This window comes from Longimicrobium sp. (assembly GCF_036399255.1).
Lineage (GTDB): Bacteria > Gemmatimonadota > Gemmatimonadetes > Longimicrobiales > Longimicrobiaceae > Longimicrobium.
On record NZ_DASWNM010000054.1, the window covers coordinates 14236 to 31100 of the forward strand.

The following is a 16865-nucleotide window of genomic DNA, read 5'->3' on the forward strand; positions in this document are numbered from 1 at the left end:
GCGGCGGTTCTTGTTTCCCGCTCTGACGGCATGCCGGGCGGCGGCGGTGCTGGCGCTGACGGCGCGGTGGCGAGTTGTGCCTCGGCGCGGTCGGGTACGACGTGACACTGCGGAGCTTCCGATGGGGTTGATTGCGCGGCTGGCTGGGTCTGCATGTCGGTTCCGCCCTCGGTCGGGGTGAGTGCAACGCGAACCCCACGAGCATATCCAGAGGCGGAAAGGGAGAGTTAGGACGGGGTTTGTCCGTTGCTGCGGTGTGTGACAAGTACAAGAGTGGCAGTGCCTGCAGGTGGCGACAATTGCAGTGGTGCTTTCTGGCGGGTCACGTATGGAGACGGTTACCTTTGTCGCGTCGGTACCGATGTCTTTGCCCCCCCCATCGAGGAGCCCAAAGGATGCAATCCCTTCGAGCCCGCTTCGTCGCCGCGATCACCACCGCCCTGGTTCTCGCCGCATGCGGCCAGCAGCCCGCGAGCATCACGGCGCCCGAGGTCCCCTCGTTTGACGGTGGCGGGTTTACGTTCGGTGGAGGAAACCGTTCGGATACCACGACGACAACGACCGCGTCCCAGGGTGGGGGCGCGGTCGTCAATGGGGGTGGGTTTACGTTCGGCGGGGGGAACTAGAGCCGCTTCCGTTCCCGGTCAGCCGTGTTGACGGGTTTCCCGTTGGCTCCGGCTCCGCGCCGGTCCGGAGCCAGCCAGCGTCGCAGCCGAATCGAAAACATCTTCTCGAGCACCTCCACCGCGTACGGGCAAGCCTCGGCGTTTTCCCGTTCGGGCTGTATGCGCGCGGCGATCTCGGCCCGCAGTTCCGACGCGACCTGCTCGACCACGGCGTCCCGGAGCACGCGTGAGGTTTGTTCGGCGCGAGCGGCGTAGTCGGCGGCTGCCTCCCACTTCCCGGCGGATCGCGATGCACATGCCAGGTGGACGTAACAGGCGTGTGCATATTCCGGGTGCGTCTTGGCGGTGTCCAGCGCGTCTTCGGCCGCGGCGCGAGACTGCTCGAATCGCCCAGCGGCGGCGGCGGCTCGCGCGATGCTGCTTTGCACGAGCACGCGCTCTTCCGGCTTTGTTATCGCGGGGGCAAGTTTTTCCAGCAGGGCCAAAGCCGCTGTGAAATAGCGGTTGCGGATTAGCAGGAACGCATAGTCATGTGCCAGGTACGGGACGCGAGGATCATGGATCGGATAGAGGTTCAGCGTCTCCCGCACCGCCTCCAGCCCATCTTCGAACGTGCCCCGTTCCGCTTCCAGCGCAAAGATGTAATGGCGGGCCACCGCGGCTTGTCGCCGCCTGCCCGTATTGACGGCGCGACGGCTGGCGCGATCGTAGAAATGCCGCGCGAGCTCGTGCTCGCCCATATTCTTGTAAACGGCTCCGCGTCCGATCAAGGCGCGGATTGCTTCGTGGCGGTTCTTGGAGCGCACGGCGAGGCGAAACCCCCGCTCATACCACTCGCCCGCGCGCTCCTGGAAATTGCAACGGCGACAAGCCCAGCCTGCATCATTCGCGTACGCGGGATTGTCAGGGACCAGGTACGCGGCTGCCTCGGCGTAGTGCGCAGCTGTGCCCAACAGCGACTCGCCTTCAGCCCATCCCCAAACAGCATAGCAGGCAGCGCCCAATTCGCTGGGCAGAACCGCCCCCGGATCCCTACGTAAGTGCATGAAAGTCCGGAGAGCAGGTGCCAGCCCGGGAGCGACGCGCATCGCGCGAAGCAGCCGAGCCCGTACCTTGTGATTCCGGTGTCCGAACAGGCCATTCCGCTGCGTTCTAGCCATCCAGTGCTGCACGTCACGCAGCACCATCCACAATCCCGCGCACACATCGTCCAGCCGGTCTTCGTATGGGTCCGCCAGGATCTCCCACCCATCAGGAGAAACGACGTCTCCGCGCCGGGAACGCGGCGCAAGCGGGGTTGGGCGCGGACGTGCTTCCGTAAGGGCTGGTGCCACTATGGTGTGCCCCATGACAGGATAATCGTCTCCCCACAATCAGACAAAATACGCGGTCCATCCGGACCGCGCCATACGGCATTTCGTACGGAATAGCTGGCTCCCTCCTCCCAGTCTCCACCGCCACGATGGTCGCGGAGGGCAGGTAGCCGCCGCCGCGAGCAAGTTGCCCCCGTGCGGCGTACTCGCCGGAGCGGGTTTTCTGCGAAACCTAAAGCTCCTACCCCGCGGTTCGACCGAGCGAGGAGCTTCGAGTCAACGCAGGCAGGTGCCGGGGGGGCACACGGATTCTGGTAAAAGACTCACGAGACGGAAGGCGCGGCAGGTCGAGGCATCCGCCGGGTTCCGGAACGCAATCCGGCACGTGACTGGGTGCGGCGGGGATGTGGATGGCGGGAATGGTATCCCTCAAAAAATTTCTCATACACACCGCGTCGGCGATCGGTGACGGCATTTCTGCCGGTCGTTCGATGGCGACGTGCCCTGGGAGCGGCGGAAGGCCGGGTTGGCGAGTGGAGCCGGCCGCGCGGCGGCCATCGGATGAGAGTGCTGGGGCCGCACTCGAAGGGCCGGAGGAGGCGGGAAGCACTGCGCGAAATCCGGCGGCGGAGGCCGCCGCCGCACATGGCGTGGCGCTTGCGACGGTGTTACGGTTTCGCCGCTTCCGGCGACGCCACTCCCGTCCGACTTTCGATGAGCCACTCCGACCCGAAGGCCCCGGACACCCGCAGGCACACGGCGCCCCTCGACGAGGTGCTGCGCAGCCAGGCCCGGCTGCGGGCACTGGTGGAGTCCGACGCCGTGACGATGTGGACCACCGACCCGGACGGGAACGTGGAAGACATGCCCGGCTGGCGCCGCCTGACCGGGCAGACGCTGGACGAGGTGCGCGGCGCCGGGTGGGTGAACGCCATCCACCCCGACGACCGCGCGTCCACCCTGCTGCTGTGGGAAACCGCCCGCGCCGCCCACGGCACCTACCAGGCCGAGTACCGGCTGCGCCTGGCGGACGGCGAATACCGCTGGCACCAGGCGCGCGGCGTGCCCGTGCTGGGCGACGACGGCGAGATCCGCGAGTGGGCCGGCACCCTGCACGACGTGCACGAGCGCCGCAAGGTAGAGGAGGAGCGCGACGCCCTGCTGCACCGCCTGCAGGTGGAACGCGCCGAGGCCGAGGCCCACGCAGACTCCGCCTCGGCGCTGGCGGCCCAGCTGCAGGAGCAGGCCGCCGAGACCGAGCTGCAGATGGCCGAGGCGCAGACCATGGCCGAGGAGCTGGAGGCCACCAACGAGCAGCTGGCCGCCGCCCACGCCGCCGCCCAGGCCGCGCTCGAAGACGAGGCGCGGCTGGTGGAGACGCTGCACCGCATCGGCGTGTCGCTTACCGGCGAGACGGAGCTCAGCCGCATCGTGCAGGCGGCCACCGACGAGGCCACCGTGCTGACGGCCGCCCAGTTCGGCGCCTTCTTCTACAACGTGGTGGGCGAGGCGGGCGAGGCGTACACGCTGTACACCATCTCCGGCGTCCCGCGCGAGGCGTTCGAGCGCTTTCCCATGCCGCGCAACACCGCCGTCTTTGCGCCCACCTTCCACGGCGAGGGGGTGGTGCGCAGCGGCGACATCCGCGAGGACCCGCGCTACGGCCACAGCGCGCCCTACCACGGCATGCCCCAGGGGCACCTGCCCGTGCGCAGCTACCTGGCCGTGCCGGTGATGGGGCGCACCGGCGAGGTGCTGGGCGGGCTGTTCTTTGGCCACGCGCAGCCGGACGTGTTCACCGAGCGCGCCGAGCGGCTGGCGGTGGGGATCGCGGGGTGGGCCTCGGTAGCCATCGAGAACGCCCGCCTGCACGAAGCCGGGCGGCGCGCGCGTGAAGCCGCCGAGCGCGCGGCCGAGCGGGCGCAGCGGCTGCTGGAGGTGGCGGGGCGCATGGCACGCGCGCTGTCGCCCCGGGAGGTGGCCGAGGTGGCCGTGGAGCACGGGATGCACGCCATCGGCGCCGACGCGGGGTCCATGGCGCTGCTGGACGAAGCGGGGACGGAGTTCGCCATGGCCGGGTCGCACGGCTATCCGGGGCCCAGCGAATCGCGGTTCCGGCACTTTCCCGTGCGCGCCGGCGCGCCCATGTCCGAGGCGGTGCTGCGCCTGCAGCCGGTGCTGGTGCGCGACACGGCGGAATGGAGGGAGCGCTTTCCCCGCACCGCGGCCGCGGCGGCGGAAACGGGCTTCGAGGGGTACGCCGCGGTTCCCATCGCGGCGGACGGACCTGCGCTGGGGGCGCTGGGGTTCAGCTTTCGCGAGCCGCAGGCGTTCGACGCAGGGGTGGAGGTGTTCCTGGAAACGCTGGCGGGGCACTGCGCCAGCGCGCTGGAGCGGGCGCGCCTGTACGAGGCCGAGCGCGCCGCCCGCGCCGAAGCGGAGCACGCCAACCGCGCCAAGAGCCAGTTCCTGGCCAGCATGAGCCACGAGCTGCGCACGCCGCTCAACGCCATCGGCGGATACGTGGAGCTGATCGAGCTGGGGCTGCGCGGCCCGGTGACGCCGCAGCAGGCCACGGACCTGGGACGGGTGAAGCGCGCGCAGCAGCACCTGCTGGGGCTCATCAACGACGTGCTGAACTTTGCGCGGCTCGAGGCGGGAAAGATCGCGCTGGACCTGCGCGACGTGCCGCTGTCCGAGGTGCTGGACGAGGTGGAGGCGCTCATCGAGCCGCAGGCGGCGGAGCGCGGCATCCGGTACGAGCGCGGCGCGGGGGAGGGCGAGGTGCTGGTGCGCGCGGACCGCGAAAAGCTGGAGCAGGTGCTGCTGAACCTGCTTTCCAACGCGGTCAAGTTCACCGATCAGGGCGGGTCGGTGTCGCTGGACTACGAGGCGGATGCGGCGGAGGTGCGGGTGCGGGTGCGCGACACCGGCTGCGGCATCCCGGAAGAAAAGGTGAAGGCCGTCTTCGAGCCGTTCGTGCAGGTGGACCCGGACCTCACCCGCACGCGCCAGGGCACGGGGCTGGGCCTGGCCATCAGCCGCGAGCTGGCCCGCGCCATGGGCGGCGACGTGACCGTGCGGAGCGTGGTGGACGAAGGCAGCACCTTCACCGTCCACCTTCCCGCGGCCGAGGTGGCATTGCCCTGACCGCTGAAGAATCCAGCACAACCACGGGTTCAGCGCGGGAGGACGTGCCCCGACAAATCCTTCCGTTCCTCACGATTTTTTCAGCGATGCGGAATGGGGCGGCGCCCTTACCTGGAGATCGCGCGCAAGCGGTGTCCGGCGATCGGGTACTCCAGATACTCGTAGCCGGCCCACCCGGGAACCAGTCCCGGGGCGGGCGCCGAGAGCGTTACCCCTACGTACCTGGTGCTCACCCTTACCGTGTCACCGACCTCGAGCCCGAGCGAATCCAGCGACGGCCCCTCGTTGGCGTGCAGCAGCGCCACCACGCGGTTCACGTCACCGCTTCGCCCCGGCTGCTGGTACACCAGCCGGTCCAGGTGAACGAGCGAAACCTGCCCCTGCCGCTCGCCCGCGGGGTCGCGAACGACGGAGCGGACCACGGCCGCCTCGTCCACGAGGTCCGCCGTCTGCGGGGCCGGACCGTCGTACGTGCCGAACAGGTTTCCACTGCACGCCGCCATGGCGAGCGCGCCAAGGACCGGCAAGAGCAGCATACGGTGCGGGCGGCCCGGCTTGCGGTACCCCATTTCAGCCTTTCGTGAGCCTAGCGGAAGTAGATGTACTTGTAGTCGGGGATCGGGTACTCGATGCCGCGCGCCGTGCTCTCGGAGATGGCGGGGTCCTGGAACTGGGTGACGAAGACCCCGTTGCGCGTGTCGTCGATGTACCGGCGCACCCGGTGCCCCCAGACGCCCCAGCTCCAGCGGTCCCAGAACCAGTGCCCACGAAAGTGCTCGTATCGCGTGGACCGGCCCAGGTCGTTGTTGTGGTAGTCCATCATCCGCGAGCCCCACGGGTTGTCGCCCCACGCCTCGTTGGTATCCATCACCAGCTTGGCGATGGGCCCCGTGCAGTAGCGGCGCAGCAGTACGTTCACGTAGGTGTGCCGGAACGCATCGCGCCGGGTGTCGCCCTCGCTCATGCTGGGATAATAGCTGCCGGCGGCGTCTACCGCACGCCACCATGAGAACGCGATGCGGGGGCCGAAGAACGCGGCGATGCCCAGCGGAATCGTCACGTAGAGCGGCAACGCCTGAATGCCGATCTCCCCGCCCGCGCCCGGTCCCATGGCTGCCATGCGGATCAGGTCGTCACGGGACGCGCCGGTGCCGGAGTATGGCTGAATACCGCCGCGAAAGTCGCCCTCGGCCAGCGCCAGCGTTTCGTAGTACTGCAGGCCGTTGCTCTCGGTGCTGGTGAGTTGAAGGCTGTCGACCTCCTCCTGCACGGTGGGCACCAGGTTCTCGTCCACGAAGTACTCCGCGTTGCCCGTCCAGCTGGGGTCAGTGGGATACTCGGTCAGCGAGGGGTCAGGGGTAGTGGTGCCGCCGCCCCCGCACTGGATGGATACCGACATCATCTGCGGCATCTCGCAGTCCACCACGATGGACCGCTCGTACTCGCGCTGGGCCGTCTCGTAGCGGCGCCAAGTTTCGCGGTTGCGCTTCATCTCCGCCGTGGCGTCACGCATCATCCCCGCGTAGCCCTGCTGCGGATACAACTCCCGCAGCCGCTTTTCCATGTAGCGCTGGTACTCGGGATCGTCCTGGCTCAGGTAGCGGATGCCAGGGTGCTTGTTCACGTACTCGCGGTACACGATGTAGACCGCGATGGCGGGGTACTGGGGCGTCTGATGCTCCAGGACCGGCGGAAGGGGTGGGCGGGAAAGACGCGCCTGGGCCGCGGGAAGGTCCGGCACGGGCGTACGCGCCGTGGTAGGGATGTCCGCGCAGGCGGCCATGCTTGCGAGCGCGAGGGCCGCCACGGCCCTTCCCGGACGCAGCGAGTGGAGGATGAGTCGGTGCATGGGGAGGGAATGTTCGGGCGGGAGAATCTGTGCCGGGCGGCATAGACATTTGGAAGAATAGGCGCGGTCGAACAGGCGGGTCAAGACTCTTGTTTCTCAGCCAAGTCAAGGCGAAAGTCTCGTTTAGCAGAGTCTATACAGAACGCTGCCCCAGGGGAGACTATGACGTTTATAGACCGAAAAGAAGTACATGCGCGCACAGGATGCGAACACGCTCATGAACGCAGGTGACCATTGAGCCCTTGGTCTGGAGATCTTCGCCAGCAGCAACCCGCCGGTTAGTGGCCTATAAGGATCTATATGCGAAAATAAGGCATCCCGAACCGGAGGCGCTGGAGTAGCACAAAGACATCGTACGGAGGGGGTGGGATTTAAAGTACGGTCAGCTGTTTTGATGTTACGTAACATACAGGGGTAAAGGAGGTGGTGATGGCGAGACGCCGATCTGCACCAACCGCTTCTCCATCTCACGCAGCAGTTCGTTTCTGTCGTGGTCAGCGGCGACCATCAGCAGAGCTTCGATGCAGCGCTCCAAGTTTGCTACGTGGGCATGTAGGGCCGCGATCTCTGCGCTCTGTCTCTCGATCGTGGCCTGCAGCTGAGTTTCCTTCTTCTCTGACCTCTTCCCGTTTTCTCTCCCGTTTTTCTGGTTCCGTTTTGTGTGTACCCCGCCGCCCATTCGTTGGGGCGCTGTTTCTCGCCCGTACTCTGCTACTGCCGAGTACAGCTCGGGGTAGGTGCGGTTGAAGTGTACCTTGCTGATTCCGCCCCACTGCCGAACGAAGTCGGCTGGGTACGTGGGTGTTTTCTCCTTGCGGAGTTTCTCCAGAAGTGCCCAGCCTGTCTGTTCTCTGAGATCCACCTTACCGACCCTGTGGCAGGTTCAGGATCGGCAGGCCGTTCTTGAATTGCGTGTCGAAGCTCACGCCGCGGTCGCGCCGGCGCTTCAGTTTCTGGCAGATCTTCAGCGCTTCACGGTACCGACTTGCGATGAGCTCCTGGTTCTCGGCCCAAGCCGGCAGGTTCGCGCGTGCGGCGTACTCTACGTTGAATTCTGCGACTTCAAGCGCCTCCTGGATGGCCGGGATGGCGTCTGCCGAGTACACGTGGTACACACAGGAGCTATCTGTCCCGGGATCTCCGAGGACACAATCCTCGGAGGTGGGGCAGGGCCCTTCCGATACAGGCAGGGCACAGTACCCGAGCAGTACGGGCGTAAGAACGCGTTTGCGAGCGGTCCAGTAGGCTGCCTGCCGCTTTCCGATGCGTTCATCCAGGACGGTGCGCGGTGCGTCGACCAGGAGCCCGGCAAGAGCGCCGCTGCGTAGTTCCAGATCGAGTTTCGCGCGTTGTGCACGGTCGCCGTGAACTGCATAATGGCGCGACGTCATGTCTGCCGACGTATGCGCTCCAGCCTGACGCGCGACGTGAAGCGGTGCGCCCCCGAGGATGATGTTCGATAGTGTTGTGGTGCGGAAGTCGTGGGTGGTGATCACCCGCGGGCTTCCGTCAGCTTCAAGGATCTGCGCCCGCTGGGTGAGGCCTGTATTCCGGCGGGTCCAGAGGTAGTCGTTCAGGGACTGGTTTTGCAGCTGCTTGGGACCACCTGCTTCTGGCAAGACGAACAGGTATTTGCAAGCAGGTGCGTCAGGATACTTCTCCCGAATCGGTTTCGTGAGCTCCTGTGCTTTCTGAATTGCATCCAGCGCGATTTCGCCGTACTCCCCGATGCAGATGACTGGGTCTTCGTCGTTCCGCAGCTTGGAGTCGTAGAACCCTATCCAGACTCCCCACTGCTGGTCACCAAACTCCCCTTCGCGTGTTTCTGGGTGTTCAGGTACCTGTGAGAGAGCGATCGATCGACGGCCTACGCAGATGGCCAGTTTGGTCGCCTGCGCGTAGAGCGCACGTCTCCACAGCACGGTATCGATGGGTGCCTTTCGTGGTGCGGCGTAGCCTTTTATCGCGCGCTTGCGAGCTCTTTCCTGGTAGATCAGTTCGTCCTCAGCGCATGCATCCAGGAGTTTCTGAAGCACTTCGCGGGGAAGGTAGTTTTCTTCTGACTGTCCCCACGCCTTTACGCCGGGGGTGCGGAGTCGTTTTGGAACCTGCACTTCGAAGTCGAGTTCTGCTTCTGCTTCTGGGTGCTCTTCCGTCAGCCAGGCGGCGAAGGCGTTGAGTGTGGTCTGAAGGTCAGCGCCGTAGCTTCCTGAGAGCTTTGCCGATTCAAGGTACTCGATGACCCGAGGAGCGTGCCGCCGGCGAAGACCGACCGCTCCGCCGGCTGGCGGATTGTCTTTCAGGGCCTCTCCCAAGTGTCGGAGACAATAGAATGCTCTTCGCACGTCTGAGAGGCTGGCACGCTCCTGTAGCCATCGCATTGCGATGAATGCCTTAGCATCTGCCTGAAGCCACGAGGCGATCAGCGAAAAGCGTAGTGTAGCCTTGCTTTGCGGCAGGTTGGGGCGAAGCAAGTCCACAACCTGCCACGCATCGTCGTTGTATTTGAACTCTGCGACAATTGACGGATCGTGTGGTGCTGCCACACGGAAGCTTCGTTCTGGCGTACGGACGAATTCAGCGTAAACGAGGGCGGCCGCGTTCGTCATACGACGGTTCTGGTCAGGTGGTCGATCTGGTTGAGGACAGCCTGGGCGAGTGAGGCTCGCCTCAAGATGTTCTCAGCTCCTCGCTGATCACTCTTCTTGGTTTGTGCTTGTGCGCGAGCGACTGCCTCGTCGCGGATTTGCTGGATCACTGGTCGCCTGCTGGTCAGGATCACTGCAGACGGGCAGTCCAAGCAACTCGCTGCCCGTCTGCATACGTCGGCCTGGCACGTACCCACGGGCGTTTCACGGCCGTTGGGGATGGTTTCCGGTGAGGCTTCGTCGATGCCCAGCGCGACACGATGTTTCAGGCCCGCTGCGAGCAGTTTCGCTTCTGGTCCAAGCGCGAATGCAACTCCGTCTGCGTACTCGCCTTCCGAGAGGAGCGTGTACTGTTCGAGCGTCGTCCGGATGTTTTTGTGTCCTAGGATTTCCTGTACTGCAGCCAAGTTGTTCTTCAGCCGGGCAGTCGTGTAAACGGAGTATGCCCGGCGGAGGTCCCGTGGTGTGGTCTTCAGTGGACGTTCCGCATCACCGACGGCATGTAGGATTGGTTGTTCAGTACCTTCTGCGGTGGTGCGTGTACGCTGGAACCACTTGAGGCAGAACTGGTCCAGATGGCGCTCCATCTGCTTTGTGGTGTAGCGCGCGGGCTTCCCCGCTTTTCCTCTCGACGAGTAGACGAGGAGTGCGTCTCCAGCTGCTTGTGGATCGCGGTGTCGGACCGCCTCACTCCATGGTAGGCAGGTATCCAGGACGTCCAGAAAGTTCTGGTCCACTGGCAGTACTCGATGGGCCTTGTTTGGCGCCCGCAGGTGGATCGCATGGTGGCCATTCGGGTCTCGCTCCACGTCTTCCCGATTTACCTGGTTTGCTTCTTCGGCACGGATCCCGTAACGCAGGATGCCGGTCAAGACGGCGGCGAGCAGTGCGAATGGTTGAGACTGACGGTACCTGCTACGACCTCCTGGGAGAGCTTGCTGATCTTGACCTACGGTGGCCAGGTGAAGCCGGCATTCCTCGACTTCTCTTGCAACTGCATCTGCAACCTGTTCGAAGGTCGAGATAGGGAATGCTTTCTTGATCGTTCGTCGGCGAATCCGGCGGTGTGCGCCACGGAATGTCCGCTGCAGGGTCTTCTGCATCCGTCTGTAGTGAGCCAGGGACCAGCCTGGCTCTCTATCGATCCCATGCTGAAATAGTCTCAGGATGGCGCGAGCTGTGTGAAGTGCCTGGTTTTCAGTAAAGGACAACTTGCGGTTCCCATGACGAGCTGAGCTTCGACCAGTTTGCGCTAGCTGCTGCAGCCAGGTGCAGAACATCTGGTAGTTTTCGGGTTCCAGGGTGCTGAAACCGTTCTGTTTCATGAAGCGCTCGTGTGTCTTCAGCGCCTGCCCATCATGTTTTACTGTTCCGCCGGAGATGGAAGGAACTCGATATAGCAGGTACGCGAGTCCTTGGTGCCGTAGCGGGTACTGTGAAAAGTCAAAGCGGAACGGGCACGTCCGCCCACTGTTCAGGGCTGTGCCGCGAACGCTGTTTCCCCAGAAGTGGATTTCGTGTCCGTCTGCGGACGTGAGCGTTTGGCCTTGATTCATGCCGACTTCTGATCTGGAAGAATCACTGGCCCATTGGACCAGCATCGCGTAAGCATCTCGCGTATGTCTGGCGTGTCGAGCGCGGTGTACGCGTCCTGACTGTTGATCGACCCGTGTCCCAGGTAGGCCTGGATGGCACCGGGATCAGCGCCAGCTTTCTTGAGTATCGTGGCGCCCGTGTGTCGTGCGATGTGGCACGAGAACGGGCGCGTCTTTTTGTCGATCCCGAGTTTTTTAGCCAAGGTGTCGAACAGATGGTGGACTGCTCCACGTGTCATTGGCGAACCTGTTATTGTGCAGAACAGGAGACGGTGATCCGGCACCTGCTTTTCGGCTATGATCTCTTCGGCAAGCTGGCGTCCGTAGAGAAGCCACTCATCGACGAACCGCATGTAAGGGTGTGCGGTCGGAAACCAGAGGATCCGCTCGCCGAGTTTCAGTCGGCCGAGCTGCCGGTGTTCCGGCCGGTCTACGACGGCGATAGTTCCTGCTTCTGGGTCCAGATCGTCGAGGCCGATCCTGATGAGTTCGCTCTTTCGTGGAGCGGACATGATCAGGAGTGCCCAGATGGCCCGGTTACGGTACCAGAGCATTTTGGCTTGCCTGTACTTCAGGCTCTCCGGTTTGCGCGGCCGCGGTGGGAATGCAGTTTCGAGCGCATCCCAAACGCGTTGTTGTAGCGCCGGCGGAAGGCCGTGCTTCCGGTATGTGTTCGACTTGTTCCGGATCCGGATGCTGAATAGGTCAGGGTCCGCTATGGCGTCGCTTTGCAGCTTCGCCATCACACCCTTCCCGGGCTTTCTCCGAGCCGGCCCTTTCGCTTGTTCTCCGAAGAAGCGTTTCCGTTCCGCTGGGCTCATCGCCCAGGCGATCAATTGACTCACCGCGGAGAGGTAAGCCTTCCTGGTTGTTGGCTTCAGGCCCAGCTGATTGAGGTAGCTTTTGAAGCTCTGGATGTGTCTGCCTTCCAAATCCCAGAAGCCGATCTCGTCCTGCTTCAAGAACTTGAAGAGGTGGAGAGCTGCAACCGCGTAGCCTTCACGGGTGGATTCCTCCAGGCCGTTGCGATGCAGATGCTGCAGCCATGCTGTGGCTGGTACGACTGGAAGCGCTTCGTCCCAAAGCGAGTACGCAACCGAGTTGTCCGCCCCGTGGTAGGGCGAACGACCACTTCGGATGTGCATACCCACTGGTTTGCGCACGCTTGTCAGCCTCTGTGATCGGAGGCTGAGCTGGCGTGTTGCCGAACTCGATCCTCCCCAATAGGAGGACGAGATCGCGGCACCGTAGGCTCTCTCCGGGTCATCCCTCTCTGGGAGGTAGACGACCCAGTGACACCGGCTACATGCAGAGAGCGCCCTATCCCCGGAGGGATAGGGCGCTCGCCCATGACGTACTGCAGAAAAGCGGAGGGGGCGGGATTCGAACCCGCGGAGCACGAAGCTCGCCAGTTTTCAAGACTGGAGCGATAAACCACTCTGCCACCCCTCCAAGGGGCGTTTGCGGCTGCGCCGCACGCCCTGACTCACGCGATCAGGTTGGTCTTCTGGCGTGAGTCTAAAGCTTGGGGTGTAACATCCCCCTAAGCTTTTGCTAAAGCAGGTGTTAGGACAGGGGTGTAACCTGTTTTGCCCAACCTGACTTTAGGGATTCGAACCCACGGCTGAGGGTTACCCAGCGGCGGTTTTCAAGACCGCTCCATTAGACCACTCTGGCACCCCTCCAGATCCGGCACCGGCCGGACGCGCGAAATCTCGTCTTTTTCGCGGCGTCCGTCAACCGGAACCGAACGCGCCACCGGTGGGGCAGGCTTTCGCGAAATCGGGGGCGGGCTTAGCTTTGGAGGCAATTGGAGTCCCCGCCTGGCAGTTCCTTTCGCCCGGTCGGCGAAATCTCCCGGAAGTCCCCTGACGGATCCCTGATGGCTACTCCGATGCGCGCCGCCCGCGCGGCGCTCGTCTTCGTCGCGCTGGTGTGCGCGCCGCTTTCCGCGCAGGCGCCCAAGCAGCAGCAGCCCGCGCCCGCCGCGGGCGGACGCCCCGCGTCGCTGCCGCCCATGCGCGCGCAGCCGCCGGCCCGCCGCCCCCCCGCCACGCAGCCGGCGCAGCGCCCCGCGACGCCCGCCGCGCGCCCGGCCACGCCGCCCGCGCGTCCGCGTCCCGCCGCGACCGCGGCGTCCACCGCGGCGACAGTCCGCGCGGACAGTCCGGTGGCCGCGGCGGGGCCGGCACGGGAGCGGTGGGCCGACATCAGCGTGGCGACCGCGAACTCGGGCACGTATACGCTGCCGGTGGGGCGCGGCCACTCGGGTCCGTCGGTGCTGCACGTGCAGGTGCTGCTGAACCGCGCCTTCTTTTCGGCGGGGATGCTGGACGGGCGCTGGGGGCGCAACACGCAGACGGCGGTGCAGTGGTTTCAGGACCGCGAGGGGCTGCCGGTGACGGGCGCGGTGGACTCGGCGACGTACGCGCGGCTGGCGGCGGTGGCGGGGCCGGACTCCACCCTGCGCCGCCACGTGCTGACGGCCGAGGACGTGCGCGGGCCGTTCGTGCAGATTCCCTCCGACATCTACGCCCACGCGCGGCTGCGCTGCTCGTGCTACGAGTCGCTGACGGAAAAGCTGACGGAGACGTTCGCGTCCTCCGCGGAGCTGCTGCGCAAGCTGAACCCGGGGGTGAACCTGGATTCCGCCGCGGCGGGCGACACGCTGAACGTCCCCGCGGTGCGCGACCCCGAAGCGCGCCCTGCGGGCGAGGTGCGGCAGATCGTGGTCAGCGGGTCGGGCGCCTACCTGCACGCGCTGGATGCGGACGGGCGCATCCTGTACCACTTCGCCGCCACGCTGGGCTCCAGCTACGATCCTTCGCCGGCGGGGGACTTCGCGGTGACGTCCATCCACCCGGACCCGTGGTGGAACTACCAGCCCAAGCTGCTGGCGCACGTGCCGGACGACCGTCCCAACGCGCTGATCCCGCCGGGACCCAACAGCTCCGTGGGCAAGGTGTGGATGGCGCTTTCCGCCCCGCACTACGGCATCCACGGCACCAAGTCGCCAGAGACGATCGGCTACGCGCAGTCGGCGGGGTGCGTGCGGCTGACCAACTGGGACGCCATCTTCCTGAGCAGGCGCCTTACGCCGGGAACGCCGGTCTCCTTCCGCAACACCCGCGACGGGGCCGCGCCCGCCGCGACGCCCGCGCCGCCGCGCCCGCAGCCCCCCGCCGTCATCGGCGTCTCCGCCGACAGCGCGCGCCGCGACTCCGCCGCCGCGCGCCCGGACAGCACGCCGGCGCGCCCGGACTCGGTGCGCGCCACGCCGGCCCCGCGCCCCGCCGCGCGTCCCGACAGCGCGCGGGCGGCCGCTCCCGTGCGCACGCAGCCCGCCGCGCCCGCACCGGTCTCGCGCGACACCGCGAAGGTGCCGCCGCGCAGCTGATCCTCCGGGAAAAGCATGACCCCGATCCGCAAGAAGGTTGCGTCCGGAAGATCACTGTCATAGTGAGAGTGTGTCCAAGGATCAGACAGGCCGCTTTGACTTCCTGAGGGAGGCGCCGCGCTTAACCCGCTGCTACGAAAGCACCTTGGCGCCGACCGAAGGATCTAGCCGGCGGTACGAATGGGCTGGATCGAAACGCAGGATCTGGCCCCGTCGTGTCCGAGAGTAGATCCTTCGGTCGCGCGCAACCGATTGTGTATCTTCCGGTTTCTGCGTGTGCGCTCCCTCAGGAAGTCACGCGCTTGTCAGGAACTCGGGAACTTAAACACGCTCTGAGGAAGGCGCCGCTCGGAACCGTCTCTGCGCCTTAGAGTCGTAGCGCCGACCGAAGAATCTCCTTCGGGGACGGGCGCCCCTCGCGCCGCCGCCAGCGCCGCCGCCGGTAGCGTGCGCCCACCCGGCAGATTCTTCGCTTGGCGCACGGACGTGGTGCATCTGGAAACGCCTGTGCGCGCGCCTTCCTCAGAATGACACCGTCCGCCGGACTCCGGATCAGCTTGTCCCGGATCGGTACGACTGGATGAAGAGCCTTGCGGATTCGCCCGGATCGCACGAAGATGCTAAAAATTCTGCATTCGCATCCATCCACCCCACCCGCCCGGACAGCATGAAACGCCGAGAGTTCATCCAGCGCGGCACCCTGGGCGCGGCCGGGCTGGCGCTGCTGCAGCCGCGGCGCCTGCACGCCGGCACCATGCAGGACGCCGACGAGCGCGAGCTGGCCGCGCGCGCCCTGGACGCGGCGCGCTCCGCGGGAGCCAGCTACGCCGACGTCCGCATCCAGCGCAACCGCACGCAGTCCATCGGCACGCGCGAGCGGCAGATCACCGACTACTCCGACGCCGAGACGTACGGGTTCGGGGTGCGCGTGCTGGCGAACGGCGCGTGGGGCTTTGCCGCCAGCCGCGACGTGACCGCCGAGGAGGTGGTGCGCGTGGCCCGGCAGGCGGTGGCGCAGGCGCGCGCCAACGCCCTCACCCTGCGCACGCCCGTGGAGCTGGCGCCGGTGGAGGCGTATCCCGACGCCAGCTGGACGTCGCCGCTGCAGATCGACCCGTTCACGGTGCCGGTGGAAGACAAGGTGGCGCTGCTGATCCAGGCCAACGAGGCGGCGCTGCGGGTGCCGCGAGCACGCTTCGTCAACAGCTCCGTCTTCTTCGTCCGCGAGGAGAAGGCGTTCGCCAGCACCGAGGGCTCGTACATCGTCCAGACGCTCACCCGCACCTACCCGGTGACCACGGTGACGGCGGTGGCCGAAGGCGGCGGCGACTTCCAGACGCGCATGAGCACCGACGTGCCGCCGCGCGGGCTGGGCTACGAGTACGTCCTCCAGAGCGACCTTCCCGCCCGCGCCACCGTCTGGGCCGAGGAAGCCGCCGCCAAGCTCACGGCCAAACCGGTGGACCAGGGCCGCTACGACCTGGTGCTGCTTCCCACGCACCTGCGGCTGGTGATCCACGAGTCCATCGCGCACCCCACGGAGCTGGACCGCATCATGGGGTACGAGGCCAACTACGCGGGCACGTCGTTCATCAGCCCCCCGCGCGACTTCCTGGGCCGCTTTCGCTACGGGCCCGACATCATGAACGTGCAGGCGGAGCGCTCCGCCCCCGGCTCGCTGGCCACCATCGGCTGGGACGACGAGGGGGTGCGCCCCGACGAGTACCTGATCGTGAAGAACGGCATCCTGAACGACCTGCAGACCACGCGCGAGCAGGCGCCCATGCTGGCGGACTGGTACCGCTCGCAGGGGCGGCCCATCCGCAGCCACGGCAACAGCACGGCGGAGAGCTGGTCCGACGTGCAGTTTCAGCGGATGCCCAACGTGAACCTGATGCCGCACCCCGAGCGCGACGTGCCGCTGGACGAGCTGATCGGCGGGGTGGAGAACGGGATCCTGATCGACGGGCACGGCAGCTTTTCCATCGACCAGCAGCGCTACAACGGGCAGTTCGGCGGTCAGGTGTACCACGAGATCCGCAACGGGCGCAAGGGTGCCATGCTGCGCGACGTGGCGTACCAGATCCGCACCCCGGACTTCTGGAACTCGATGGATTTGATCGGCGGGCAGTCGACGTATTTCGTGGGCGGCACCTTCTTCGACGGCAAGGGCGAGCCGTCGCAGCTGAACGCCGTCTCGCACGGCTCGCCCGCGGCCCGGTTTCGCCAGGTGAACGTGATCAATACGGCGCGGGGCGGGTGAAGGGGTGAAGGGGTGAAGGGGTGA

General features: G+C 65.8%; 10 protein-coding genes and 1 tRNA gene. 3 read left to right on the top strand and 8 right to left on the bottom strand.

Translation table 11 applies throughout. The annotated features are described in order from the left end of the window. Nucleotides 1-622: 622 nt before the first annotated feature. The gene (locus tag VGC13_RS08995) at nucleotides 623-1813 is read right to left on the bottom strand and encodes a hypothetical protein (RefSeq protein ID WP_331124905.1); all 1191 of its coding nucleotides are present in this window, start codon (nucleotides 1811-1813) and stop codon (nucleotides 623-625) included. 840 nt (nucleotides 1814-2653) lie between these two features. Between VGC13_RS08995 and VGC13_RS09000 the strand changes: the two genes are divergently transcribed. Further along, nucleotides 2654-5089: a GAF domain-containing protein gene (locus VGC13_RS09000; RefSeq protein WP_331124906.1), complete on the top strand. Its 2436-nt coding sequence runs from the start codon at nucleotides 2654-2656 to the stop codon at nucleotides 5087-5089. Between the two features lie 107 nt (nucleotides 5090-5196). On the opposite strand, the gene VGC13_RS09005 is transcribed toward VGC13_RS09000, so the two are convergent. From VGC13_RS09005 to VGC13_RS09035, 7 genes are all read right to left on the bottom strand, one after another. After that, on the bottom strand, nucleotides 5197-5616 hold the full coding sequence (locus VGC13_RS09005; RefSeq protein WP_331124907.1) for a hypothetical protein: 420 nt from the start codon (nucleotides 5614-5616) through the stop codon (nucleotides 5197-5199). Nucleotides 5617-5675: 59 nt separating this feature from the next. Next, on the bottom strand, nucleotides 5676-6938 hold the full coding sequence (locus VGC13_RS09010) for a DUF6973 domain-containing protein (protein WP_331124908.1): 1263 nt from the start codon (nucleotides 6936-6938) through the stop codon (nucleotides 5676-5678). A 397-nt stretch (nucleotides 6939-7335) separates the two neighbouring features. Beyond that, nucleotides 7336-7800, bottom strand: a complete 465-nt coding sequence (locus VGC13_RS09015; RefSeq protein ID WP_331124909.1) for a hypothetical protein — start codon at nucleotides 7798-7800, stop codon at nucleotides 7336-7338. Nucleotide 7801: 1 nt separating this feature from the next. Next, nucleotides 7802-9547 carry a hypothetical protein gene (locus tag VGC13_RS09020; protein WP_331124910.1) on the bottom strand — a complete coding sequence of 582 codons (1746 nt, stop codon included), beginning with the start codon at nucleotides 9545-9547 and terminating at the stop codon, nucleotides 7802-7804. Further along, nucleotides 9544-10911: a hypothetical protein gene (locus tag VGC13_RS09025; protein WP_331124911.1), complete on the bottom strand. Its 1368-nt coding sequence runs from the start codon at nucleotides 10909-10911 to the stop codon at nucleotides 9544-9546. The genes VGC13_RS09020 and VGC13_RS09025 overlap by 4 nt, the downstream gene beginning before the upstream one ends. Before the next feature lie 227 nt (nucleotides 10912-11138). Then, entirely contained in the window at nucleotides 11139-12344 is a 1206-nt protein-coding gene (locus VGC13_RS09030) for a site-specific integrase (protein WP_331124912.1), read from the bottom strand. A 205-nt stretch (nucleotides 12345-12549) separates the two neighbouring features. Further along, nucleotides 12550-12633: transfer RNA gene (locus VGC13_RS09035), tRNA-Ser, on the bottom strand. Nucleotides 12634-13063: 430 nt separating this feature from the next. Here VGC13_RS09035 and VGC13_RS09040 point away from each other — a divergent pair. Then, nucleotides 13064-14578 (top strand): L,D-transpeptidase family protein, encoded by a 1515-nt coding sequence (locus VGC13_RS09040; RefSeq protein WP_331124913.1) that lies wholly within the window; start codon nucleotides 13064-13066, stop codon nucleotides 14576-14578. Between the two features lie 667 nt (nucleotides 14579-15245). Next, nucleotides 15246-16841 carry a TldD/PmbA family protein gene (locus VGC13_RS09045; RefSeq protein ID WP_331124914.1) on the top strand — a complete coding sequence of 532 codons (1596 nt, stop codon included), beginning with the start codon at nucleotides 15246-15248 and terminating at the stop codon, nucleotides 16839-16841. The last annotated feature ends 24 nt before the right edge of the window (nucleotides 16842-16865 follow it).